Source organism: Variovorax sp. 160MFSha2.1 (assembly GCF_048305075.1).
GTDB classification, from domain to species: domain Bacteria; phylum Pseudomonadota; class Gammaproteobacteria; order Burkholderiales; family Burkholderiaceae_C; genus Variovorax; species Variovorax guangxiensis.
Window position 1 is genome coordinate 4,597,426 of record NZ_CP157624.1, and the last position, 21,597, is coordinate 4,619,022.

Genomic DNA, 21,597 nt, shown 5'->3' on the forward strand with positions numbered 1-21,597 from the left:
ATGCCTCGCCGCCCAGAAAACCTCTACGCCCAGTACCACGCCCACGTCTATTTCGGCCCCGACACGCTCGCGCAGGCCAAGGCCCTCTGCGAACGCGCGGGCCGTGAGCTGATGGTGGTGGTCGGCCGCGTGCACGAGCGGCTGGTGGGCCCGCATCCGCACTGGAGCTGCCAGCTCGCCTTCGACGCCGCCGAGTTCGACCAAGTCATCGAATGGCTGGAAGCCAACCGCAACGGGCTCGACGTGTTCGTGCACGGCGTGACGGGCGACGACCTCGCCGACCACACGACGCACGCCATGTGGCTGGGCGAGGAAAGCGAGCTCGACCTGCGGATGTTCCGCCGCTAGGCCGTCTCTTCGGTACCCGCGCCGTGCACCTTGAAGAAGGTGGCGCCCTCCACCTTCTGCCCGATGGCCTTCTCGTAGGCCTCGCGCACCTCGTCGGGCTGCCCGGCCTGGCCGAAGAAGTCCTTCAGGTACGGCCCCAGCAGCGGATGCGCCGCCAGCTCCCTGAGCGGCAGGCCGTTGATCATCTCGTCTCGGCAGGCCGAAGGCAGGAACACGTTGCGGTTCTTCTCCGGATCGCGGATCAGCCCCTTGGGCTCGTGGGCCGGGTCGGCCTGCATCGCCTCCAGCTCCTCGAAGAAGCGGCGCCGCATCATCACGATGCCCTTGTCGCTCTGGCCCAGCTTCTCGCGCGTGCGGTCGGTGACGGTGCCCTGCCCCACCCACACCACGAAGTCCTGGTTGGCGACGTGGCTGGTGATCCAGCGGCCCGTCGCCGGGTCCTTGATCGGGCCGTACCACGACGGGATGCGCTCCTGCACGTAGGGCTCCTGCTCGCTGGGCACACGGCTCAGCACCCACAGCACGCTCAGCGTGTTGTGGTCGTCGATGGGCACGCGCCATTCGAAGTGGTGGCCGAGGAAAAAACCGTTCGGCCACAGCGTGACGCGGCCGGTGGTCCACATCACGTTGTTCTCGCGCTCGCCGCCGCGCAGGCGCCTGTAGACGAAGCCGTGCTCGAACTCCTCGAAGGCAAGCTTCAGGTGCGTGGGCACGTACGGCCCCTCGTCGCCCTGCAGGCGCGTGGTCCAGTTGTTGTGGGTCCACTCGAAGTGCACCGGGTCGATGGAGTTCTCCTGGCACTGGAACCAGTTGCACGGAATCTCGGCGAACACCGCCTGCGCGAAGCCGTTCGCGCAGTTGAAGAGTTCCCAGTCGGGCAGCAGCGGCGCGGGCTGCGGGCCCATGTAGGCCCAGAGCAGCCCGGCCTTCTCCTGCACCGGGTAGGCCTTGATCTTCGTGTTCCTGCGCATGCGCGCGCCGGGGTCCAGCGTTTCCTCGAAGGGTTGGTGCACGCACTGGCCGCTCTGGTCGTACTGCCAGCCGTGGTAGCTGCAGCGCAGGCCGCATTGCTCGACGTAGCCGTACGACATGTCGGCGTTGCGGTGCGGGCAGCGGCGATCGACCAGGCCGTAGTTGCCGCTCAGGTCCTTGTAGAGCACCAGATCCTCGCCGAGGATGCGTAGCGGCTTCACCGCCTTGCCGTCGAACTCGCTGGCGCCCGCGATCGGATGCCAGTAGCGGCGCAGGTAATCGCCCATCGGCTTGCCAGGGCCTACTTCGGTCAGCAGGCGGTTCTTCTCTTCGCTCAACATCGAATGGTCTCCTTGTCGCTTGTTTCAATCGGCGCGGATGCCGAACTCGCGCACCAGCCTGCCGAAGCGCTGGTCGTCGTCCGAAATCTGCTTGGCCAGCACGGCCGGCGCTCCGCCCACGGGTTCGATGCCGAGCGCGGCCATCCTGGCCTGCACGTCGGGCATCTTCAGGATCTCGTTGAAGTGTTTGTTGAGCGCCTGCACCACGTCGGCGGGCATCGCCTTCGGGCCGAGCAGGCCCATCCACGCGCTCACGTCCACGTCCTTGAAGCCCAGCTCGATGAAGGTGGGCACCTCGGGCATCAGCTTCGTGCGCTGGCGTTCCGCGACCGCAAGCGGAAGCAGCTTGCCGGTGGCGATGTGGCCCGCCACCGCGCCGGGCGTGATCCAGCCCACGCTGACGTGGCCGCCCAGCGTGTCGTTCACCACCGGTGCCACGCCGCGATACGGCGCGTGCGTGGCCGAGATGCCGGCGTCCTTGTTCAGCAATTCGCCCGCGATGTGCATCGGCGAGCCCGCGCCCGGCGTGCCGTAGGTGACGGTCTTGCCGGCCTTCGCCCCGGCCACGAGCTGCGCGACGCTCTGGATGCCGCTCGCGGGCGAGGTCACCAGCAGCAGCGGGATGTTGCCGGTCTTCACGATGGGGGTGAAGTCCTTCACCACGTCGTGCGCCACGCCGGGGCCGGCCTTCAGCACATGCTGCGCGATGGGAAAGGTGCTGGGCGTGAAGAGCAGCGTGTAGCCATCGGCAGGCGCCTTCGCGACCCATACGTTGCCGATCATGCCGCTCGCGCCGGGCCGGTTGTCGACCAGCACCGGCTGCCCGGTGCGCTGCGAGAGCTTCTCTGCGTAGGTGCGCGCGATGGCGTCGGTATCGCCGCCCGCCGGGTAGGCCACGACGATGGTGATGGGCTTGGAGGGCCATGCCTGCGCCACGGCCGCGGTGACGGCACATAGCGAAAGAACGGCTGCAGCAGCGGCACGGGCCGCGTTTCGGTGGTGAAACAACATGCTCTTTTCCTTCTCGGTGGGACGACGTTGGGGTCGAACGCACTGTAGGAACGAGGCTGCGCGGCCAGAAGATATAGTTTCACTGAGTGAACCTTTTTTCTGGAGACCGGCATGTCCGACACCATGGGCACGCAGAGCGTGAAGTCGATCGACGCGCTGCGCCGCGGGCTCGACGTGATGCTGGCCATTCAGCGCTCGTCGGCCGTGACACTGCAGGAGCTGCACCGGCAGACCGGCGTGTCGAAAGCCACGCTGCTGCGCATCCTCAAGACGCTGCAGCAGGCGGGCTGGGTGGAACGCAGCGAGCACGACAAGCGCTACGTGCCCGCGTCGGCCACCGGCCAGTCGGGGCCCGTGGCGGCATGGCGCACGCGGCTTTCGGCGCTTGCTGCCCCTGCACGCGCCACGCTGCAGCGGCTGGTGCCGTGGCCCATCGACCTGGGCGTGCGCGACGGCACGGCGATGCTCATCCTCGACACCGACCGGCCGCGCAACGGCCTTGCGGTCAACTACCGCGCGCTGGGCTTCCGGCCGCCGATGCTGCTGTCGTCGCTGGGCCGCTGCTACCTGTCGTTCTGTCCCGAGGAAGAGCGGCGCGAGATCCTCGCCGCGCTGGCGCGCTCGCCGAACGATTTCGACCGCGGCGCGCGGCGCCCCGAGAACATCCGCCGCATGGTGGCGCATGCGCGCGACCTCGGCTACGTGGCACGCGACCCGACCTCGACCAGCCTGGATTCGCCCGACCGCTTCGGCGCGGTGTCGGTGCCGCTGCGGCAAGAAGACCGGGTGGTGGGCTGCCTCAGCTGCGCGTGGCTGCCGGCGGTGAGGAGCGAGCGCGAGATCGTATCCGCGCACCTGGCCGACATGCAGCAGGCCGCGCAGAGCATCGAACGCAAGCTGGCGCAGGCCGGCTTCGGGCCGCCGCCTCCAACGAATGCATGAAGCGCGAAGCCGGGCCGGCGCTCAGAACTCCGCGTCGAGCTCGTCGATCTCGTCGGGCTCCTGCTTCGCGGCAGCCACCCATTCCTTCATGGCCGGCAGCTCCATCACGCGCTTGCAGTAGGCCGCGCAGACGCCGTCGAGCGCCACGTCGTAGCTCAGGAAGCGCGTGACCACCGGCGCATACATCGCGTCGGCCATGCCCGGCTGGCTGCCGAAGAGGAACGGGCCGCCGTAGGCCTTGAGGCACTCGCGCCAGATGGCGACGATGCGGTCGATGTCGGCCTGCGCGCGCGACCACACCTTGAAGTTCTTGAAATGGGCCTTGATGTTCATCGGCAGCGCGCCGCGCATCGAGGCGAAGCCCGAGTGCATCTCGCCGCAGATGGCCCTGCAGTGGGCACGGGCCGCGATGTCGGAGGGCAGCAGGCCGGCCTTGGGCTTGATCTCGTTGAGGTACTCGCCGATGGCCAGCGTGTCCCACACCTTCACGCCGCCGTGCTGCAGCGAGGGCACCAGCATCGACGACGACAGCAGCAGCATCTCGGCCTTCATGGCCGGGTCGTCGGGCGGGATCACCTTCTCGCTGAAGTCCAGCCCCGCCAGCCTGCACATCAGCCAGCCGCGCAGCGCCCAGGCGCCGTAGTTCTTGCTGCTGATGGTGAGTACGGGTTTGGCCATCTCGGAGCTCTCCTTGGGCGTTGCGCCTTTGCCCGTGCCGCGTGCAAGCCCCATGCCATGCGGCTGGCCCGCAACTTGCCTGCGCGATGCCCATGCTGTACCGGGCCTACCAGAACCAAGCCGACCTGCTCTCCCCGGCGCGGCTCGCGGCGCAGTACATGGCCAAGGCGCTGTGGAAGGAAGGCACCGAGCGCACCATGATGCGGCGCATGGCCGCCCAGTTCGAGGTGTTCTCGCGCATGCGGCTGACCCACACCCGGCCCGACTACGGCATCCACAGCGTGGTTTCCGACGGCGCCGAGGTGGCCGTGCACGAGGAGAAAACCCTCGTCTCGCCCTTCGGCACCCTGCTGCACTTCCGCAAGGACACCGATGCGGTGCATCCGCCCGTGCTGCTGGCCGCACCGTTGTCGGGCCATTTCGCCACGCTGCTGCGCGAAACGGTGCGCACACTGCTGCGCGACCACGACGTGTACCTGACCGACTGGCACAACGCGCGCGACGTGCCGCTGTGGCACGGCGGCTTCGGGCTGGACGACTACACGCTGCAGCTCATCCGCTTCCTGGAGGCCGTGGGCCCGGGCGTGCACATGGTGGCGGTGTGCCAGCCGTGCGTGGCCGCCCTGGCCGCCACTGCGCTGATGGCCGAGGACGGCAACCCCGCCACGCCCCGCAGCCTGACGCTGATGGCGGGCCCGGTCGACTGCCGCATCAACCCCACGGCGGTGAACAAGCTCGCGACCGACCGGCCCATCGACTGGTTCCGGCGCAACCTCATCAGCCACGTGCCGTGGCCGCACGCCGGCATGATGCGGCGCGTGTACCCGGGCTTCCTGCAGCTGTCGGCCTTCATGAGCATGAACCCCGAGCGCCACAAGAAGCAGTTCCAGGACATGTACAGCCACCTGGTCGAGGGCGACATCGAGAAGGCCCGCACCATCGGCACCTTCTACGACGAGTACCTGGCCGTGAACGACCTGCCGGCCGAGTTCTACCTGGAGACCGTGGAGCGCGTGTTCCAGACCTACGACCTGCCGCTGGGCAGACTCACCGTGGGCGAGCGCACCGTGAACCCGGCCGCCATCCGCCGCACGGCGCTGCTCACTGTGGAAGGCGAGCGCGACGACATCTGCTCCGTGGGGCAGACGGTGGCGGCGCAAGACCTGTGCACCGGCATCCGGCCCTACATGAAGGCGCATCACCTGCAGGCCGGCGTCGGACACTACGGCGTGTTCAGCGGCAGCAAGTGGAATGCGCAGATCTATCCGCGCGTGCGCGAGACGATCCATGCGGCAGCCGAGCTGAACGGCTGAGAGAGCAAAAACAATCTGGCAAGGGCCGTGAGGCCTTTGTTTGCCCTTGTGCGCCGGTCTTCCTACACTCGGCCGCCATGCAACGCCAGCCCTTGATCCGCAGCACGCCGCGCGCAGTCTTCACTGCGCGGACCGCCGCGGGGTCGCACCAGACCCTCGCAGATCTCTGAGCCCGGCGGTCAGCCTCTTCCTTCCCCACTTCTTCAGCACATCTTCATCGACCGCCGGGCCCAAGCCCCGCGCGGTAGCGCGCCCATGCGGGCGCGCCGCGCTTTCCCTCGCTGATTCATTCGCCTGTCGCCAGCCGCTTCGCCACGGCCGGCGATGGGCCTCGTCATGCGGAAAGAACACGGACGATGAACAACAACATCCAATCGATCCTGGCGGTCACCGACCTGTCGGCGCACGGACTGCGCACGGTGGTGCGCGCGGCCTCCATCGCGGCGGTGCACGGCGCGCTGCTGAAGATCATGTACGCGCCCGCGGCCTTCGCGGGCCCAGCCGATGCCGATGCGGCAGGCGGCCTTGGCGCGGTGTGCCTTGAGGTGGCCGAGCGCTTCGGCATCCTCGTCAAAAGAGTCGACTGCACGCGCGGCCTGCTCGAAGAAGCCGTGCTGGAGGCGCGCTGGTGCGACCTCGTGGTGATCGGCGACGAGCCCGACCGCTCGCTCGCGGCATTCTTCCGTGGGCAGCCGGCCGAGCGGCTGCTGCGGGCAGCGCAGCGGCCGGTGCTGGTCGTGCGGCTCGACGCGCAGGCCGGCAGCTACCGGCGCATGCTCGTGGCCGTCGACCTGATGGAGGAATCGCGCCCGCTGGTCGACCTGGCCTGCGCCTTCGACGCGCAGGCCGACGTCGAACTTTTCCACGCCTTCACGCCCATGCACGAAGGCAGGCTGCGCTACGCGGACGTGTCCGCGCACGTGATCGATGCCTACCGCCACGCCTGCGCCCGCCATGCGCGCGAACGCATGCTGTGGCTGTCGGATGCGTCGAGCGCGCGCCGCAACCGCGTGGTCTCGTCGGTTGGCCGCGGCGACCCGGCGCGGCAGGCGGCCGTCCAGCAACAGTACAGCGGAGCCGACCTGCTGGTGGTCGGCAAGCGCAGACGTTCGGCGCTGACGGATTTCCTGCTCGGCAGCGTGGCGCTGCGCGTGCTGCGCTGGTCCACGGGCGACGTGCTCGTGGTGCCTCATGGCATGCAGGCACCGAGTTCCACGGCGGCGGTTCGGCAGAGTGCGGCATGACATCGCTGGCACTGCCATTCGCGTTCTCCTTCCCCTCGCTGCCGGACTGGCGCCCCAGGCCGGCCGAGCTGCGCATCGACGTCGATCCGGGCAAGGCCACGCTCGCGCCCGTCCACGAACGCATGCGCGCCCTGCGAGACCGCCTGCAGGACATGCCGGGCCTCGTGTTCGATGACCCCGGCTTGCGCGCACGCTTTCGCGAAGCCGACGGCGAGCTGTACGTCTACATCGAGGACCTGAGCCGAGACAGGCTGGTCGGCTACACCGTGTTCAACCGGCTGATCGAACTGAGCCGCAGAGCGGAGCGCCACATCCGCGCACCGCATTCGCAATACGACCCGGCCTGGCAGCGGCGCGGGCTGGCTTCCGCCGTCTACCGCTGGGCGCTGGACCGGAGCCTCTGCCTCATGAGCGGCGCGCGGCAGTCGCCGGGCGCGCATGCGCTCTGGCAGAGCCTGTCGAGCCGCTACGAGGCGGGCTTCGCCGACCTGCGGAACAAGCAGCTGAGCTACCTGGGCCGCGAGGTCGAGGGCGAAACGCTCGCCGGGCTGCACACGCGCATGTTCCTGCTCGGCGAAGGCTGGACGCTGGAGCGCTTCCGCCTCGAGACGCAGATGGCTTAGCGCCGCGCCCGCGCGCCCTTGCCGCTCACGCGCCGCACCGCCGCTTCGCCGGCCTGCGGCAGCCGCTCGCGCAGGAATGCGATGAGCTCCTGCGCTACCACGTTGCGCATCGGCCCCGGCAGATAGGCCAGCACCACGCGGCGCTCGACGCGCGGGTTCAGCAGCGGCACCACAGCCAGTTCAGGGTCGCGCAGCGACGAGGTGTACAGGCGCGGCATCAGCCCCAGCGCCTGTCCGCCGCGCACCAGCGCATAGAGCGTCTCTGAGTAGCTCACGCGGTACGGCTGCGGACCCTGGGCGAACTGCGCACGCGCCGGGTTGCCCAGCGCGGGCATGCTGCCGCTTTCGAAGAGCACCAGCCGCTCCTTGCCGATGGCCTCCCAGCTCGCGTCGCCGGCCGCCGCCAGCGGGTGGTCGCGCCGCACCACCAGCACCAGCGGATCGCGGAACAGGTCGATGCAGGTCAGCCCGCCCGGCGGCTCGGTGATGGCGGCCACCGCCATGTCGATCTGGCCGCTGCGCAGTTCGGCCAGCAGCGTGGTCGAAGGGGCGTCGCGCCAGGACAACTCCACCTCGCGCCGGCCTTCCGTCTGCAGGAACTCGCTGGCGACGGCCGCCACGCGCGCGCTGGCCGAAGGAATCACGCCGATGCGCACATAGGCCCGGCCGCGCTGCACCGTGCTTTCGATGTCGCGCAGCGCGACCTCGAAGGTGTTGACCAGGAAGTCGGTACGCGCCAGCACCTCGGCGCCGACGGGCGTGAGTTCAAGCCGGTGGGTGGAGCGGGTGAGCAGCTCTGCGCCGAGCAGCTTTTCCATCTGCTTGATGGCGTTGCTCAGGGCCGGCTGCGTGATGGCCAGCCGCCGCGCCGCCCGGCCGAACTGGCCTTCTTCCACCAGCACCGAGAAGAACTGGAGCTGGCGCAGCGTGAGCGCACGCAGGGGCAAGGCGGCCATGGCGGATCCCCGGTTATTGATTCAGTGAATCAAATTATAGAAATTCAAAATTTTCCTTATGAGGACGCCATTACTAGACTGCCGCCATGACCAGCCCCACGTCCGCGCCCGTTGCCTCCGCAGCGCCCCTCACGCTGGAGCAGATGCTGCACGCCATGCCCAAGGCCGAGCTGCACTGCCACCTGTTCGGCACCGTGCGCCACGAAACCTTCAAGCAGCTCAACCGCCGCGCCGGCTCCCCGCTGGCCGACGAAGAGATCGAGGGCTTCTACACGCGCGGCGAGAAGCCGGTCGGCGTGCTGCGGGTGCTGCGCGCGCTCGACGCCCAACTGGTGCGCAGCCCCGGCGACCTCTATCAACTCACGTTCGAATACCTGCAGGACGCGGCCGCCCACAACGTGCGCCATGCGGAGTTCTTCTGGAACCCGACCGGCACGATGCATGAGTCGGGCATCGCCTATCCGCTCGCGCAGGGCGCCATCGTGCGTGCCATCCACGATGCGAAGACGGAATTCGGCATCTCGGGCCGTCTCATCGCCGCCATCGACCGCGAGGCCAGCCCCGAGGCGGCCGTGGAGATGGTCGAATGGGTGAAGGCCAACCGCTGCGATGAGGTGATCGGCATTGGCATCGACTACCGCGAGAACGACCGTCCGCCGGAATTGTTCGCCCGGGCCTATGCCGAGGCGAAGAAGGCCGGCCTGAAGACCACCGCGCACGCCGGCGAGTTCGGCATGCCCTGGACCAACGTGCGCACCGCGCTCGACGAACTGCAGATCGACCGCATCGACCACGGCTACACGGTGATCGACCAGCCCGACTACGCACGCCGCTGCGCCGAGCGCGGCGTGATCTTCACCGTGGTGCCCACCAACTCCTACTACCTGCGCACGCTGCCGCCCGAGCGCTGGGCGCTGGACCACCCCATCCGCCGCATGCCCGGCCTGGGCCTGCGCATCCACCCCAACACCGACGACCCGACGCTGCACAAGGTCACGCCCACACAGGCCTGGCTGATGATGGTGCGCGACTTCGGCTTCGGCCTGGACGACCTGCGCGGCTTCATGCTCAATGGCCTCGACGGCGCATGGATCGACGAGGCGCAGCGCCGCGAATGGCGCACGCAATGGAGCGCCGAGTTCGACGCGCTGCGCGCCCGGCTCGACACCGAACCCGCCCCCACCAACCACGAATGACCCACGCCATGAACACGCCCCGCCGCCTGCTCCTCGCCGCTGCGCTCTGCGCCGCCCTTCCCACCGCCGCCCTCGCACAGGCGGCATGGCCCGCCGCCAAGCCCATCACGCTGATCGTGCCCTTCACGGCCGGCGGCAGCGTGGACGTGAACGCGCGCCTGGTAGCCCAGCGCCTCGGCGAGCGGCTCAAGCAGTCGGTGGTGGTCGAGAACGTGGCCGGCGCGGGCGGCGCCATCGGCGTGGCCAAGGCGGTGAACGCGGCGCCCGACGGCTACACGCTGGTGGCGGGCCCCGACAGTGCCATCGCCATCGGCAAGCTGGTGAACCCCTCGGCCTTCCGCTTCGATCCGCTGAAGGACCTGGCGCCGGTCGGCCTGCTCAACACCGCGCCGATGGTGCTGGTGGCGCGGCCCGGCCTGGAGGCCCAGACTTTCTCCGACTTCGTGAAGCTCGCCAAGGCCAGGCCCGGCAAGTACAACTACGCGACCTCGGGCGTGGGCACGGTGCTGCAGCTGGCGATGGAGCTGCTGAAGGAGCGCAGCGGCATCTTCGTCACCCACGTGCCCTACCGCGGCGGCACGCAGATCGCCACCGACGTGATCGGCGAGCAGGTCGACCTGGCGATGCTGGTGAGCACCAGCGCGATTCCGCACGTGAACGGCAAGCGGCTGAAGGCGCTGGGCATCACCGGCACCAAGCGGCTGGCCGCGCTGCCCAACGTGCCCACCTTCGACGAGATGCCCGGCCTCAAGGGCTTCGACATGGTGAGCTGGACCGGTATCTTCGCGCCCGCCAAGACGCCGCCGGCCGTGGTCGCGCACATCAACCAGGAGCTCAACGCGGTGCTGCAGGAAGAAGGCGTGCGCAGCAAGCTGGTGGAGCAAGGCGCGCTGCCGGGCAGCGGCACGCCGGAATCGTTCGCGAAGTTCGTGCAGGCCGAGTACGCGCGCAACCAGAAGATCGTGCAGACCGCCAACATCAAGGAATAGAGGACTCGCCCCCAGGCTGCGCGGCACTTCGTGTCCGCTTCGCCACCCCCTACCGGGGGCAACACCTGAGGCTCGGCGAAGCCGGTTCCTCGGTGTTCTCGCATCAAGCCGGGCGTTGCGCCGGGCTGTCTCGGCTCAACCGGCCTTGCTCTCGTCCTCTTCGGGCCAGTCGCGGATATAGGCCTTGAGCATCTTGTTCTCGAAGTTCTGGCTGTCCACCACGGCCTTGGCCACGTCGTAGAAGCTGATCACGCCCATCAGCATGCGCTTGTCCATCACGGGCATGTAGCGCGCGTGGCGCTCCAGCATGATGCGGCGGATCTCGTCGAGGTCGGTTTCGAGCGTGCAGGTGACGGGGGCGTCGTCCATGACCTTGCGGACCTGCATGGTGCCGACCTGGCCTCCGTTGCCGACGATGGCCACGATCACCTCGCGGAAGGTGAGCATGCCGACCAGGTCGCCGTGCTCCATGACCACCAGCGAACCGATGTCCTTTTCCGCCATCGTCTTGGCGGCTTCTGCCAGCAGGTCGTCTGGCGTGATGGTGAAGAGCGTATTGCCCTTGACGCGAAGGATGTCGCTGACTTTCATCGTTTTGCTCCTCTGGGAACTCAATCTCGGCTATCTCGGCGGGCGTGCCGTTTTTGAATATAGCCCACAATCGACGCCGACCTGAGCGCCCCTGTCGCGCACGCATGAATTGCAGACGTAACGGGGCATTGCCAGGAGACAACAGCTCAGACACGAGAAAGGCCCTCATGCCCGGATATTCCGACCCCGGTTTCGACACCCTCGCGCTGCACGCCGGCGCCGCGCCCGACCCCGCCACCGGCGCGCGGGCGGTGCCGATCCACCTGACCACCTCCTTCGTCTTCGAATCCAGCGACCACGCTGCGGCCCTCTTCAACCTGGAGCGCGCCGGCCACGTGTATTCGCGCATCAGCAACCCGACCAACGCGGTGCTGGAGCAGCGCGTGTCGGCGCTCGAGGGCGGCATCGGCGCCATCGCCACCGCCAGCGGGCAGGCGGCGCTTCATCTGTCGGTGGCCACGCTGATGGGCGCGGGCTCGCACATCGTGGCCAGCACGGCCCTGTACGGCGGCTCGCAGAACCTGCTGCACTACACGATGCGCCGCTTCGGCATCGAGACCACCTTCGTGAAGCCCGGCGACCTCGACGGCTGGCGCGCCGCGGTGCGCCCCGAGACCAAGCTCTTCTTCGGCGAGACGGTGGGCAACCCGGGGCTGGACGTGCTCGACATCCCCGCCGTGGCCGACATCGCCCACGAGGCGGGCGTGCCGCTGCTGGTCGATTCCACGCTCACCTCGCCCTACCTGATCAAGCCCTTCGACTGGGGCGCCGACCTGGTCTATCACTCGGCCACCAAGTTCCTGTCGGGCCACGGCACGGTGATCGGCGGCGTGGTGGTCGACGGCGGCAGCTTCGACTGGGAGAAATCCGGCAAATTCGCCGAGCTGACGCAGGCCTACGACGGCTTCCACAACATGGTCTTCAGCGAGGAAAGCACAGTGGGCGCCTTCCTGCTGCGCGCCCGCCGCGAGGGCCTGCGCGACTTCGGCGCCTCGATGAGCCCGCACACGGCATGGCTGATCCTGCAGGGCATCGAAACGCTGCCGCTGCGCATGGAGCGCCACATCGACAGCACGCAGAAGGTGGTCGAATTCCTCGCGAGCCACCCCTTCGTGTCGCGCGTGGGGCATCCGCTGATCGAATCGCACCCGAGCCATGCGCTCGCGCAGAAGTTGCTGCGCCACGGCGCGCGCGGCGCGGGCGCGGTGTTCAGCTTCGACATCAAGGGCAGCCGCGCGCAGGGCAAGGCCTTCATCGAGACGCTGAAGATCTTCAGCCACCTGGCCAACGTGGGCGACTGCCGCAGCCTGGTGATCCACCCCGCGAGCACCACGCACTTCCGCATGACCGACGAGGCGCTGGCGGGCGCGGGCATTTCTCAGGGCACGATCCGCCTGTCGATCGGCCTGGAAGACCCGGCCGACCTGATCGACGACCTCAAGCGCGCCCTGAAGGCTGCGGAAAAGGCAGGTGCCTGAGATGAACTACACCGTCAACGGCCACGCCACCTACTGCTACACCGGCGGCAAGCCCTTCGATGCGGCAAAGCCCACGGTCGTCTTCATCCACGGCGTGCTCAACGACCACAGCGTGTGGATCCTGCAGAGCCGCTGGTTCGCCAACCACGGCTGGAACGTGCTCGCGGTGGACCTGCCCGGCCACTGCAAGAGCGAAGGCCCGCCGCCGGCCAGCGTGGAGGAGGCTGCGCAGTTCGTCATCGCGCTGCTCGACGCGGCCGGCGTGCAGAAGGCCGCGCTGGTCGGCCACAGCTTCGGCTCGCTGATCGCGCTGGAGGCGGCCTCGCGCGCGCCGCAGCGCATCACGCAACTCGCGATGGTCGGCACGGCCTACCCGATGGCGGTGTCGCCCGCGCTGCTCGAAAGCTCGGTGAGCGATCCGCAGCGCGCCATCGCCATGGTCAACACCTTCTCGCACTCGCTGCTGGCGCCACCGCCCTCCTCGCTCGGCCCGGGCACCTGGCTTTACGGCAGCTCGCGCGCGCTGATGCGCCGCGTGCTCGCGAGCAACCGCGAGGCGAACGTGTTCCACATCGGCTTCAAGGCCTGCAACGACTACGCCAACGGCGAGGCCGCCATCGAGAAGGTGCAGTGCCCGGTGCTGTTCCTGCTTGGCGACGCCGACCAGATGACGCCGCCGCGCGCCACCAAGGCGCTGGTGGGCAAGGCGCGCAACGCGAAAGTGGTGACGGTGCACGCGGGCCACGCGCTGATGAGCGAGGCGCCCGACGAGGTGCTGTTCGCGCTGCGCGACTTCCTGAACGCCTGAGCTTCCGGGGACCTGACCTACTCCGCCACGATCCCCGCGCGATGCGCAAGGGCGCGGTAGCGCGAGATCTCGCCTTCCATCTGCGTGCGGAAGGCCGCCGCGCCGATGGCCACCGGCTCCATGCCCTGCGCACGCAGTTGCGCCTGCAGCGCCGGATGGCCCATGGTCGCGACGACCGTGCGAGCGAGCTTGTCGATCACGGGCGCCGGCGTGCGCGCGGGGGCGGCGAAGCCGTACCAGGCGTCGAAGGTGGCCTCGGGCAGTCCCTGCTCGGCCAGCGTGCGCACCTCGGGCAGCATGCTGGAGCGCGTCGCGCCCACGATGCCCAGCGCGCGCAGCTTGCCCGCGCGCACGTGCGGCGCCACGGCCGCCACGGTGTCGATGGCGATCTCGACCTCGCCGCCGATCACCGCCAGCGAGCTCTGGCTGCTGCCCTTGTACGGAATGTCCTGCAGCTGGATGCCCGCGGCCAGCGCGAACAGCTCGCCCGACAGGTGCGGCCCCGAGCCCGAGCCGAAGGTGGCGTAGCGGATGCTCTTCGGCTTGGCCTTGGCCGCCGCGACGAGTTCGGGCAGCGATTGCCAGGGCTGACCCTTGCCCACCACCAGCACCAGGGGCGTGCGCGCCACGATGGCGATGGGCGCGAGGTCGCGCACCGTGTCGTACGGCAGCTTCGCGCGCAGGGCCGGGTTCACGCTGAAGCTGGTCGAACCTGACAGCAGCAGCGTGTAGCCGTCGGGCGCGGCCTTGGCGACCGCGTCGGTGCCGATGATGGTGGACGCGCCGGGCTTGTTGTCGATCACGATGGGCTGGCCGAGCTGCTCCGACAGCGTCTGCCCCATGGCCCGCGCGACCAGGTCTGTGCCGCCGCCCGGGGGGAAAGGCACGACCAGCCTGATCGGACGCTCGGGCCAGGCGCCCTGTGCGAAAGCGGGCAAATGCGTGCCCAGGACGGCGGAAGCGGAAAGCAGCAGTCCGAAGCGGCGGCGTGAGATGGCGATGTCCATGGTGCGTGTCAGGAAAGAGTGGAAGCGGATTGCGAAAGCCGGCCGGCAGCCCAGGGCGCGAGGCCCGGCTCGCCCAGGTCCCAGTACAGGCCGGCCATGATCTGCAGGCCCTCGCGCGCCAGCGGCGCGAGCAGGTGCTCGTTGGGCGCGTGCTGCGCGCAGGCGGGGTACGAATGCGGCACCCACAGCGTGGGCAGCCCGAGCAGGTCGGCGAAGACGTCGTTGGGCAGCGAGCCGGCGAGGTTGGGCAGCAGATCGAGGCGCAGGCCGCTGCTTTCCTCGATGGATTTGCGCGCCCAGCCCACCCAGGGGTTCTCGACGTCGAGCCGCGTGGCCGCGCCGGTCAGCGTGACCTCCACCTCGACCTGACCGAACCCGTGCGCATCGAGGTGCGCGCGCACGATCTCCTGCAGGTCCTGCCAGGGCGTGCCGACCACGAAGCGCAGCTGGCAATGCGCCACCGCCTCGGAGGGAATCGCGTTGACGGGCCGCTGCGGCGAGCCCGCGCCGAGCGCCAGCACCTCGATGGTGTTCCAGGCCACCAGCCGTTCGGCCGGGCTCAGGCCGGGCTCGCCCCAGCCCTCGTCGACCTCGGGGTCGTCCGCGCCGCCTCCGATGGCGATGCTGGTCAGCGCGTTGCGAACCGCCTGGGTCACCGGCGGCGGGCGCAGCGCCTCGACGAGGATGCGCCCGCGCGCATCGACCAGCGAGGCCACCGCATGGCTGACGACCGTGCCCGGATTGACCAGGACGCCGCCCCAGTTGCCCGAGTGATAGCCGCGCGGCCGGGCGCGCAGCCGCAGGCTGAAGTTGACCGCGCCGCGCGAGCCGAGGAAGAGCGTGGGCCGCGCGGCGCTCACCCGCGGGCCGTCGCTGGCGATGAACAGGTCTGCGCGCAGCTTGTCGCGCTGCTGCTCGCACACCGCGTGCAGGCCGGGCGAGGCGGCTTCCTCGCCCATTTCGATGAGCCAGGTCACGTTGTAGCCCAGGCGGCCGCCACGGGCTTCCAGCGCCGCCGCGAGGCCGCCCAGGTTGATGCTGTGCTGGCCCTTGTTGTCGGCCGTGCCGCGCCCGTACCAGCGTTCGCCGCGAGCCGTCAGCGCCCAGGGGGCCAGGCCCTCTTCCCAGTGCGCGTCCTGCCCGCTGACCACGTCGCCGTGGCCGTAGGTCATCACCGTGGGCAGGGACGGATCCTCGACGCGGCGCGCGATGAGGAAGGGCCCACCGCCGGGCACCGGGTTGGCGACCACCTCGCAGGCGAAGCCGAGTGCGGCGAGGGGCGGGATCATCTCCTCGCGCAGGTAGGCCTCCAGCGCGGGCGTGGCGGCGCCGGTGTCGCTCTCGGTGCGGAAGGCGACGCGGCGCTGGAGGTCGGCGAAGAAGCCGCCTGCGTCGAAGTAGGCGGCTGCAGCGGCGAGGCTGTCCGGGCGTTGCATGAAGGGGTTCCTTGTCTTTCTGTCCGTCGGGAGAGCAAGTACAAGGCCTGAAGGCCGATGCTTCCAGCATCGTTTTGGCAAGCTACCATTGCCTTGAAGGCAACACCCAAGGCCCTGCCATGACTCTCCCCCTGCTCAGCATCCCGATGCGGCACTTCCTCGAAGTGGCGCGCAGCGGCTCGGTCAACCAGGCGGCCGCGCGCCTCTTCGTGGCCTCGTCGGCGGTCAGCCGGCAGATTGCCAAGCTCGAGGACAGCCTGGGCACGCCTCTCTTCGAACGGCATGCGCGCGGCATGGCGCTCACGGCCGCGGGCGAGCGGCTGGCGGCGCACCTGCGCAATGCACAGCTCGACATCGAACAGGTGGTCGAACAGGTACGCGACCTCGGCGGGCAGAGCGCGCGGCGCATCCGCATGGCCTGCACCGAGGGCTTCGCGGGGCACTTCATGCCGCTGGTGATGCGCAGCTTCGAGTCGGCCAACCCCGGCTGCCAGCTGGAGCTGCACGTGGGCTCGCCCGATGGCGTGAGCGCGCTGCTGGCACGCGGCGAGACCGACATCGCGCTCAAGTACGTGGTCGCGCCCGAGCCCGGCCTGAAGATCGAGCACTCGGCCACCGCGCCGGTGTACGCCGTGCTGCGGCCCGACCATCCGCTGGCGCCCCAGCGCGTGGTGTCGGTGGCCGACGCGGTGCGCTATCCGCTGGCCGTGGGCGACAAGGGCGTGACCGCGCGCCAGCTCTTCGACCAGGCCTGCAGCCTGCAGGGGCTGCAGTACCGGGCGCTCTTCGTGAGCAATTTCTCCTCGGTGCTGCTGCCGCTGCTGCGCACGCCCGACGTGATGCTCTCGGGCCTGGTCACTGTGATGCACCTGATCGACGAGGGCACGGTGGTGGCGCGGCCTTTCGCGGAGGCACCGCTGCAGCAGCGCCAGCTGCAGGTGCTGGCGCTCGAAGGCCGCACGCTGCCGCCGCTGGCGCAGGACTTCGTTCGGCACCTGGTCACGGCCATCGCCAGCGCGGGGCGCCGCAAGCTGGGGCGCGCGCAGGCTTCCGGCGCAACGAGGAAAGAGATCAGCCCAGGGCGTTGATGTCGGCCGGATCGAGGATCGGCTTCGGCGCACCGTTGCGCGCCACCGCCAGCATCGCGCGGCCCAGCTTCTCGGTGGTGGTCACCCGGTTCGGCCAGAGGCGGAAGGCCAGCCCGAGCACGGGTTTGAGCACGACGATGGCCGCGTCGTAGACCGGCGTTTTGGAACGGATGCCATGCAGCGGCTGGATCATGCCGGGACGGAACATGTAGGCCGCCTTGAACGGCAGGCGCAGCAGGGCATTCTCGGTCGCGCCCTTCACGCGCGCCCACATGCTGCTGCCGCGCTCGCTGCTGTCGGTGCCGGCACCCGTCACGTAGGTGAAGGTCATGCCCGGGTTGAGCCGCGCGAGCACGGTGGCTGCCGCCAGCGTGAGGTCGTAGGTCATGCGCTTGTACTCAGGCTCCTTCATGCCCACCGACGACACGCCGAGGCAGAAGAAGCAGGCGTCGAAGCCCTGCAGCTGCGATTCGATGTCGCCGTAGTCGTACATGTCCTTGTGGACCAGGTCGCGCAGCTTCGGGTTCTGCTGCCCTGTTGGGTTGCGGCCGACCGCGACCACGCTTTCCACATCGGGCGCCAGCAGGCACTCGCGCAGCACGCCCTGCCCCACCATGCCGGTGGCGCCGAAGATCAGGACTTTCATGGGAAGACTCCGGTCAGACCGCGAAGACGGCGGGCTTCTTGTTCAGCACCGCCAGCAGCAGGTCGACGTCGAGGCTCGAGGGCTGTGGCGGCTGCAATGCGGAGAGCATGCGCGAGAGCGTCTCGGCATGCGGCAGGAGCGGGCCCAGGAAGCGCGTGCCGTCGGAGCCGGCGACCAGCAGGGTCGGGAAGGTCTCGACGTCGAAGGCATCGGCGATGTCGGCGTGGTCCTCGATGTCGACCCAGGCGAAGCGGAACTGCGGATGCGCGCGCGCCACTTCCTCGAGCAGCGGCCGGTAGTCGCGGCAGGTGCCGCACCATTCGGCGCAGAGGCAGACGACCCAGGGCGCATCGCTGCCTGCCGAGCCGGCGGATTCAGGGGTGCTTGGAAGGCTTGGAAGAGCGCTCAAGGCTGATGCGTCGGTGGTGTGATCGGAAGACCGGGTGGTACGGCCGGGAGGTCGTGGCTATTATGGACAAAGCCCTCCCGCAGGGTACAGGAGACTCTCACGATGAACACCACGACTGCCCCCGCATCTGCCGTCGATCCGCGCCAGTTCAAGAGCTTCGCGGAGTTCTACCCCTTCTACCTGACCGAGCACGCCAACATCACCTGCCGGCGGCTGCATTTCGCCGGTTCGAGCATCTCGCTGCTGTGCCTGGTGGCGCTGATAGTCACGCTCAATCCGTTGTGGCTGCTGGCGGGCCTCGTGGCAGGCTACGGCTTCGCGTGGGTCGGGCACTTCGGCTTCGAGAAGAACAAGCCGGCCTCGTTCAAGCGGCCGCTCTACTCCTTCATGGGCGACTGGGCGATGTACCGGGACATCTGGCTGGGGCGAGTAAAGATCTAGATCAGGAGCACGTCGCCCAGCCTCAGGGAGCGCAGCGGACCTTTCTGCCAGAGGTCTTCGAGCGGCTCGGCCTGCGGCATCAGCAACTCTTTCAGCAGCGGCTCGATGGGCGTCGACGGGTCGGCCAGCAGCACGTAGCGCGGGTCCTCGTTGGCGGGCTCTTCCGCCAGCGGCGCGATCCAGTCGAGCGCCACCAGCGTCTCGAGCACCGGCGCCAGCTGCAGCGCATCCACGCGCATGCGCGTCACCAGTTCGGTCGCGCCCATGCCCTTGGCAGGCGTGGCCTGTGCTCGGGCCAGGTGCTGCAGCGTTTCCATGGCCAGTTGCATGGGCCAGCCGGCGGTGCCGCCGCGCCGCGCGACGCCCGTCAGCAGGCTGGGCAGGTAGGCGGCGATGACCGCGCCCAGAAGCACGATCACCCAGGCCACGTAGATCCACACCAGCAGGATCGGCACCGTCGCGAAGGCGCCGTACAGCACCGAGTACGTCGGCACCAGGCTCAGGTAATAACCCAGCACGCGCTTGGCGATCTCGATGGCCGCCGCCACGAAGATGCCTCCGGCCCACGCATGCGACCAGCGCACGTTGGTGTTGGGCACGTAGTGGTAGAGCGACGCCATGCCGACCGCGAGCAGCATGAACTCGAAGGTGTCGAAGAACAGCTTCACGATGCCGCGCCCCACCACGTCGCTGGTGGCCGCGACCACGTAGGAAGTGGTGGAGAGGCTCACCGCGAGGATGATCGGCCCCAGCGTGATGGCCGCCCAATAGATGAGCACCCGCTGCGCGAACGGCCGCGGCGTGCGCACACGCCAGATGTTGTTGAGCGTCTTGTCGATGGTCAGGATCAGCGCGATGGCGGTGATCAGCAGCACGATCAGGCCCGCGATGCCCAGCCCGCTGGCCTTGCTCGCGAACTGGTTCAGGTAGCCCAGCACCTGCCGCGCGATATTGTCTGGAATCAGGCTTTCGATGAGCCAGCGCTGCAGCCGGCCCTGCATCTTCGCGAACATCGGGAACACGGTGAACAGGGCCAGCGCCACCGTGAAGAAGGGCACCATCGCGATGGTGGTGGTGAAGGTCAGGCTGCTGGCCGTGAGGCCGAGCCGGTCTTCCCGGAAGCGCTCGCCCAGCACCGCTGCCGTGTTGCGCCACGGGAAGCGCGAAAGATCCCTCCAGAGTTGCCGACGATTCATGGCCGGTATCATGCCATCCGCTCTTTTTGCAGCGTCCCCGCCACCCGTGTCCGACACCCCGCCTCCTCCATCTTCCGTTCGCGCCACCCGCTGGGCCGCCGTGGGCAGCGTCGTCGGCCTCATCGTGCTCGGCCTGGCCTGGGAACTGTGGCTCGCGCCCTTGCGGCCCGGCGGCTCGCTGATGGCGCTGAAGGTGCTGCCGCTGGTCATTCCGCTCGCCGGGCTCTGGAAGAACCGCATGTACACCTACCGCTGGGTCAGCCTGATGATCTGGCTCTATTTCACCGAGGGCGTGGTGCGCGCCTGGAGCGACACCAGCGGCGTGAGCCAGGTGCTCGCGCTCGTCGAGGTCCTGCTGTGCCTCGTGCTCTTCGCCGCCTGCGCCTGGCATGTGCGGCTTCGCCTGCGCCACGCCAAGAACGCTGCCCGCCAACTGGAGGCTTCCGCCCAATGACTTCTTCCACCGACCTGATCGAACAACTGCGCGCCATCGTCGGCGCATCGCATGTACTCAACGAGGGCGACCTCACCGCCTACGAGCAGGACTGGCGCAAGCGCTCGCGCGGCAAGTCGCTGGCCGTGGTGCGGCCGGCCAACACCCAGCAGGTGGCCGACGTGGTCAAGGCCTGCGCCGCGGCCGGCACGGCGGTGATTCCGCAAGGCGGCAACACCGGCCTCGCGGTCGGCTCCATTCCCGACGACAGCGGCACGCAGGTGGTGCTAAGCCTGCAGCGGCTGAACGCGATCCGCACCATCGACGCCGCCAACCTCACCATGACGGTGGAGGCCGGATGCATCCTGCAGACGCTGCAGGAAACCGCCGAGAAGGCCGGCTACCTGTTCCCGCTGAGCCTCGCGGCCGAGGGCAGCTGCACCATCGGCGGCAACCTCGCCACCAACGCGGGCGGCACGCAGGTGGTGCGCTACGGCAACACGCGCGAGCTGTGCCTGGGCCTGGAGGTGGTCACGCCGCAGGGCGAGATCTGGGAAGGCACCAGCGGCCTGCGCAAGGACAACACCGGCTACGACCTGCGCGACCTCTTCGTCGGCAGCGAGGGCACGCTGGGCATCATCACCGCCGCCACCATGAAGCTCTATCCGCTGCCGGCGGCGCAACTCACGGCCTGGGCCGCGGTCCCCTCGCTGGACCACGCGGTGACGCTGCTGGGCCTTGCCCACAAGCACCTGGGCTCGGGCCTCACCGGCTTCGAGGTGATGGGCCGCTTCGCACTGAGCCTGGTCGACAAGCACATGCCGCAGTTGCGCGTGCCCTTCATCGCCGACGAGGCCGTCCCTTATTGCGTGCTGCTGGAGAACTCCGACAGCGAATCCGAAGACCACGCCCGCTCGCGCTTCGAGGCACTGCTCGAAACCGCCTTCGAGGACGGCTGCGTGACCGACGCGGTGGTGGCCGAGAACCTCACGCAGGCGCACCAGCTGTGGCACATCCGCGAGAGCATCCCCCTCGCGCAGGCCGAGGAAGGGCTGAACATCAAGCACGACATCTCCATTCCGGTGTCGCGCATCCCGGCCTTCGTCGAGGAAACCGACGCGCTGCTGGCGCGCGAGATCGCCGGCGTGCGGCTGGTCAACTTCGGCCACCTGGGCGACGGCAACCTGCACTACAACGTTCAGGCGCCAGAGAACGTCGATACCAAGGCTTTCCTGAAGAACGAGGAAGAGCGCATCAACACGCTGGTGTACGACGCGGTCGAGAAGTTCGGCGGCTCGTTCTCGGCCGAACATGGTGTCGGCTCGCTCAAGGTCGACAAGCTCGAGAAGCACAAGTCGCCGGTGGCGCTGGAGATGATGCGGGCGATCAAGCGCGGGCTCGACCCCAAGAACATCCTGAACCCCGGGCGGGTGATCCGGGTCTAGCCTCGC

23 protein-coding genes are annotated in these 21,597 nt (G+C 68.9%); 13 read left to right on the forward strand and 10 right to left on the reverse strand.

The features are described 5' to 3' along the window. Positions 1 to 348: a DOPA 4,5-dioxygenase family protein gene (locus ABL838_RS20975; protein ID WP_418117178.1), complete on the forward strand. Its 348-nt coding sequence runs from the start codon at positions 1 to 3 to the stop codon at positions 346 to 348. Here ABL838_RS20975 and ABL838_RS20980 read toward each other — a convergent pair. Further along, complete coding sequence (locus ABL838_RS20980; RefSeq protein WP_418121701.1) at positions 345 to 1,661, reverse strand: Rieske 2Fe-2S domain-containing protein; 1,317 nt, start codon at positions 1,659 to 1,661, stop codon at positions 345 to 347. The genes ABL838_RS20975 and ABL838_RS20980 overlap by 4 nt on opposite strands. A gap of 24 nt (positions 1,662 to 1,685) precedes the next feature. After that, positions 1,686 to 2,672: a Bug family tripartite tricarboxylate transporter substrate binding protein gene (locus ABL838_RS20985; protein WP_418121702.1), complete on the reverse strand. Its 987-nt coding sequence runs from the start codon at positions 2,670 to 2,672 to the stop codon at positions 1,686 to 1,688. A 111-nt stretch (positions 2,673 to 2,783) separates the two neighbouring features. Between ABL838_RS20985 and ABL838_RS20990 the strand changes: the two genes are divergently transcribed. Next, entirely contained in the window at positions 2,784 to 3,614 is an 831-nt protein-coding gene (locus ABL838_RS20990) for a helix-turn-helix domain-containing protein (protein ID WP_418121703.1), read from the forward strand. A 21-nt stretch (positions 3,615 to 3,635) separates the two neighbouring features. Here the strand turns inward: ABL838_RS20990 and ABL838_RS20995 are convergent, their stop codons facing one another. Then, positions 3,636 to 4,292: a glutathione S-transferase gene (locus tag ABL838_RS20995; protein ID WP_418121704.1), complete on the reverse strand. Its 657-nt coding sequence runs from the start codon at positions 4,290 to 4,292 to the stop codon at positions 3,636 to 3,638. 92 nt (positions 4,293 to 4,384) lie between these two features. Between ABL838_RS20995 and ABL838_RS21000 the strand changes: the two genes are divergently transcribed. The 3 genes from ABL838_RS21000 (at position 4,385) to ABL838_RS21010 (ending at position 7,472) form a co-directional block, all read left to right on the forward strand. After that, a complete protein-coding gene (locus tag ABL838_RS21000; RefSeq protein ID WP_418125889.1) occupies positions 4,385 to 5,605 on the forward strand; it encodes a polyhydroxyalkanoate depolymerase in 1,221 nt (406 codons plus the stop codon). Between the two features lie 356 nt (positions 5,606 to 5,961). Then, positions 5,962 to 6,849 carry a universal stress protein gene (locus ABL838_RS21005; protein WP_418121706.1) on the forward strand — a complete coding sequence of 296 codons (888 nt, stop codon included), beginning with the start codon at positions 5,962 to 5,964 and terminating at the stop codon, positions 6,847 to 6,849. Continuing rightward, the gene (locus tag ABL838_RS21010; protein ID WP_418121708.1) at positions 6,846 to 7,472 is read left to right on the forward strand and encodes an N-acetyltransferase; all 627 of its coding nucleotides are present in this window, start codon (positions 6,846 to 6,848) and stop codon (positions 7,470 to 7,472) included. Before ABL838_RS21005 ends, ABL838_RS21010 begins: the two co-directional genes overlap by 4 nt. Here the strand turns inward: ABL838_RS21010 and ABL838_RS21015 are convergent. After that, entirely contained in the window at positions 7,469 to 8,428 is a 960-nt protein-coding gene (locus ABL838_RS21015; protein ID WP_418121710.1) for a LysR family transcriptional regulator, read from the reverse strand. The genes ABL838_RS21010 and ABL838_RS21015 overlap by 4 nt on opposite strands. Before the next feature lie 86 nt (positions 8,429 to 8,514). Here ABL838_RS21015 and ABL838_RS21020 point away from each other — a divergent pair, with 86 nt between their 5' ends. Further along, complete coding sequence (locus ABL838_RS21020; protein WP_418121712.1) at positions 8,515 to 9,624, forward strand: adenosine deaminase family protein; 1,110 nt, start codon at positions 8,515 to 8,517, stop codon at positions 9,622 to 9,624. Positions 9,625 to 9,632: 8 nt separating this feature from the next. Then, a complete protein-coding gene (locus ABL838_RS21025) occupies positions 9,633 to 10,613 on the forward strand; it encodes a Bug family tripartite tricarboxylate transporter substrate binding protein (protein WP_418121714.1) in 981 nt (326 codons plus the stop codon). A gap of 135 nt (positions 10,614 to 10,748) precedes the next feature. On the opposite strand, the gene ABL838_RS21030 is transcribed toward ABL838_RS21025, so the two are convergent. Continuing rightward, on the reverse strand, positions 10,749 to 11,204 hold the full coding sequence (locus tag ABL838_RS21030) for a CBS domain-containing protein (protein ID WP_184641444.1): 456 nt from the start codon (positions 11,202 to 11,204) through the stop codon (positions 10,749 to 10,751). Between the two features lie 167 nt (positions 11,205 to 11,371). Here ABL838_RS21030 and ABL838_RS21035 point away from each other — a divergent pair, with 167 nt between their 5' ends. Beyond that, positions 11,372 to 12,682: an O-acetylhomoserine aminocarboxypropyltransferase gene (locus ABL838_RS21035; RefSeq protein WP_093209576.1), complete on the forward strand. Its 1,311-nt coding sequence runs from the start codon at positions 11,372 to 11,374 to the stop codon at positions 12,680 to 12,682. A gap of 1 nt (position 12,683) precedes the next feature. Continuing rightward, entirely contained in the window at positions 12,684 to 13,490 is an 807-nt protein-coding gene (locus tag ABL838_RS21040) for an alpha/beta fold hydrolase (protein ID WP_418121717.1), read from the forward strand. Positions 13,491 to 13,507: 17 nt separating this feature from the next. On the opposite strand, the gene ABL838_RS21045 is transcribed toward ABL838_RS21040, so the two are convergent. Both ABL838_RS21045 and ABL838_RS21050 read right to left on the reverse strand, forming a co-directional pair. After that, complete coding sequence (locus ABL838_RS21045) at positions 13,508 to 14,497, reverse strand: Bug family tripartite tricarboxylate transporter substrate binding protein (RefSeq protein ID WP_418121719.1); 990 nt, start codon at positions 14,495 to 14,497, stop codon at positions 13,508 to 13,510. An 8-nt stretch (positions 14,498 to 14,505) separates the two neighbouring features. After that, a complete protein-coding gene (locus tag ABL838_RS21050; protein ID WP_418121722.1) occupies positions 14,506 to 15,933 on the reverse strand; it encodes a M20 family metallopeptidase in 1,428 nt (475 codons plus the stop codon). A gap of 119 nt (positions 15,934 to 16,052) precedes the next feature. Between ABL838_RS21050 and ABL838_RS21055 the strand changes: the two genes are divergently transcribed. Further along, entirely contained in the window at positions 16,053 to 17,021 is a 969-nt protein-coding gene (locus ABL838_RS21055) for a LysR family transcriptional regulator (protein WP_418121724.1), read from the forward strand. On the opposite strand, the gene ABL838_RS21060 is transcribed toward ABL838_RS21055, so the two are convergent. Then, positions 17,005 to 17,667 carry an NmrA family NAD(P)-binding protein gene (locus ABL838_RS21060; RefSeq protein WP_418121726.1) on the reverse strand — a complete coding sequence of 221 codons (663 nt, stop codon included), beginning with the start codon at positions 17,665 to 17,667 and terminating at the stop codon, positions 17,005 to 17,007. The genes ABL838_RS21055 and ABL838_RS21060 overlap by 17 nt on opposite strands. 13 nt (positions 17,668 to 17,680) lie before the next feature. Then, the gene (locus ABL838_RS21065; protein ID WP_418121727.1) at positions 17,681 to 18,076 is read right to left on the reverse strand and encodes a thioredoxin family protein; all 396 of its coding nucleotides are present in this window, start codon (positions 18,074 to 18,076) and stop codon (positions 17,681 to 17,683) included. A 102-nt stretch (positions 18,077 to 18,178) separates the two neighbouring features. Here ABL838_RS21065 and ABL838_RS21070 point away from each other — a divergent pair, with 102 nt between their 5' ends. After that, positions 18,179 to 18,517 (forward strand): Mpo1-like protein, encoded by a 339-nt coding sequence (locus ABL838_RS21070; protein ID WP_418121728.1) that lies wholly within the window; start codon positions 18,179 to 18,181, stop codon positions 18,515 to 18,517. Here ABL838_RS21070 and ABL838_RS21075 read toward each other — a convergent pair. Then, the gene (locus tag ABL838_RS21075) at positions 18,514 to 19,725 is read right to left on the reverse strand and encodes a YihY family inner membrane protein (protein WP_184641452.1); all 1,212 of its coding nucleotides are present in this window, start codon (positions 19,723 to 19,725) and stop codon (positions 18,514 to 18,516) included. The two genes, ABL838_RS21070 and ABL838_RS21075, sit on opposite strands and share 4 nt — an antisense overlap. On the opposite strand from ABL838_RS21075, the gene ABL838_RS21080 reads away from it, so the two are divergent. Beyond that, the gene (locus ABL838_RS21080) at positions 19,724 to 20,167 is read left to right on the forward strand and encodes a DUF2069 domain-containing protein (RefSeq protein ID WP_126024815.1); all 444 of its coding nucleotides are present in this window, start codon (positions 19,724 to 19,726) and stop codon (positions 20,165 to 20,167) included. The genes ABL838_RS21075 and ABL838_RS21080 overlap by 2 nt on opposite strands. Beyond that, positions 20,164 to 21,591, forward strand: coding sequence for an FAD-binding oxidoreductase (locus ABL838_RS21085; RefSeq protein WP_126024814.1), 1,428 nt, complete (start codon positions 20,164 to 20,166; stop codon positions 21,589 to 21,591). Before ABL838_RS21080 ends, ABL838_RS21085 begins: the two co-directional genes overlap by 4 nt. Positions 21,592 to 21,597: the final 6 nt, after the last annotated feature.

Excerpts from the sequence above, each read along its gene's own strand:
- ABL838_RS20975 (WP_418117178.1), top strand. The coding sequence starts at position 1 with ATGCCTCGCCGCCCAGAAAACCTCTACGCCCAGTACCACGCCCACGTC.
- ABL838_RS20980 (WP_418121701.1), bottom strand. The coding sequence starts at position 1,661 with ATGTTGAGCGAAGAGAAGAACCGCCTGCTGACCGAAGTAGGCCCTGGC.
- ABL838_RS20985 (WP_418121702.1), bottom strand. The coding sequence starts at position 2,672 with ATGTTGTTTCACCACCGAAACGCGGCCCGTGCCGCTGCTGCAGCCGTT.
- ABL838_RS20990 (WP_418121703.1), top strand. The coding sequence starts at position 2,784 with ATGTCCGACACCATGGGCACGCAGAGCGTGAAGTCGATCGACGCGCTG.
- ABL838_RS20995 (WP_418121704.1), bottom strand. The coding sequence starts at position 4,292 with ATGGCCAAACCCGTACTCACCATCAGCAGCAAGAACTACGGCGCCTGG.
- ABL838_RS21000 (WP_418125889.1), top strand. The coding sequence starts at position 4,385 with ATGCTGTACCGGGCCTACCAGAACCAAGCCGACCTGCTCTCCCCGGCG.
- ABL838_RS21005 (WP_418121706.1), top strand. The coding sequence starts at position 5,962 with ATGAACAACAACATCCAATCGATCCTGGCGGTCACCGACCTGTCGGCG.
- ABL838_RS21010 (WP_418121708.1), top strand. The coding sequence starts at position 6,846 with ATGACATCGCTGGCACTGCCATTCGCGTTCTCCTTCCCCTCGCTGCCG.
- ABL838_RS21015 (WP_418121710.1), bottom strand. The coding sequence starts at position 8,428 with ATGGCCGCCTTGCCCCTGCGTGCGCTCACGCTGCGCCAGCTCCAGTTC.
- ABL838_RS21020 (WP_418121712.1), top strand. The coding sequence starts at position 8,515 with ATGACCAGCCCCACGTCCGCGCCCGTTGCCTCCGCAGCGCCCCTCACG.
- ABL838_RS21025 (WP_418121714.1), top strand. The coding sequence starts at position 9,633 with ATGAACACGCCCCGCCGCCTGCTCCTCGCCGCTGCGCTCTGCGCCGCC.
- ABL838_RS21030 (WP_184641444.1), bottom strand. The coding sequence starts at position 11,204 with ATGAAAGTCAGCGACATCCTTCGCGTCAAGGGCAATACGCTCTTCACC.
- ABL838_RS21035 (WP_093209576.1), top strand. The coding sequence starts at position 11,372 with ATGCCCGGATATTCCGACCCCGGTTTCGACACCCTCGCGCTGCACGCC.
- ABL838_RS21040 (WP_418121717.1), top strand. The coding sequence starts at position 12,684 with ATGAACTACACCGTCAACGGCCACGCCACCTACTGCTACACCGGCGGC.
- ABL838_RS21045 (WP_418121719.1), bottom strand. The coding sequence starts at position 14,497 with ATGGACATCGCCATCTCACGCCGCCGCTTCGGACTGCTGCTTTCCGCT.
- ABL838_RS21050 (WP_418121722.1), bottom strand. The coding sequence starts at position 15,933 with ATGCAACGCCCGGACAGCCTCGCCGCTGCAGCCGCCTACTTCGACGCA.
- ABL838_RS21055 (WP_418121724.1), top strand. The coding sequence starts at position 16,053 with ATGACTCTCCCCCTGCTCAGCATCCCGATGCGGCACTTCCTCGAAGTG.
- ABL838_RS21060 (WP_418121726.1), bottom strand. The coding sequence starts at position 17,667 with ATGAAAGTCCTGATCTTCGGCGCCACCGGCATGGTGGGGCAGGGCGTG.
- ABL838_RS21070 (WP_418121728.1), top strand. The coding sequence starts at position 18,179 with ATGAACACCACGACTGCCCCCGCATCTGCCGTCGATCCGCGCCAGTTC.
- ABL838_RS21080 (WP_126024815.1), top strand. The coding sequence starts at position 19,724 with ATGCCATCCGCTCTTTTTGCAGCGTCCCCGCCACCCGTGTCCGACACC.
- ABL838_RS21075 (WP_184641452.1), bottom strand. The coding sequence starts at position 19,725 with ATGATACCGGCCATGAATCGTCGGCAACTCTGGAGGGATCTTTCGCGC.
- ABL838_RS21085 (WP_126024814.1), top strand. The coding sequence starts at position 20,164 with ATGACTTCTTCCACCGACCTGATCGAACAACTGCGCGCCATCGTCGGC.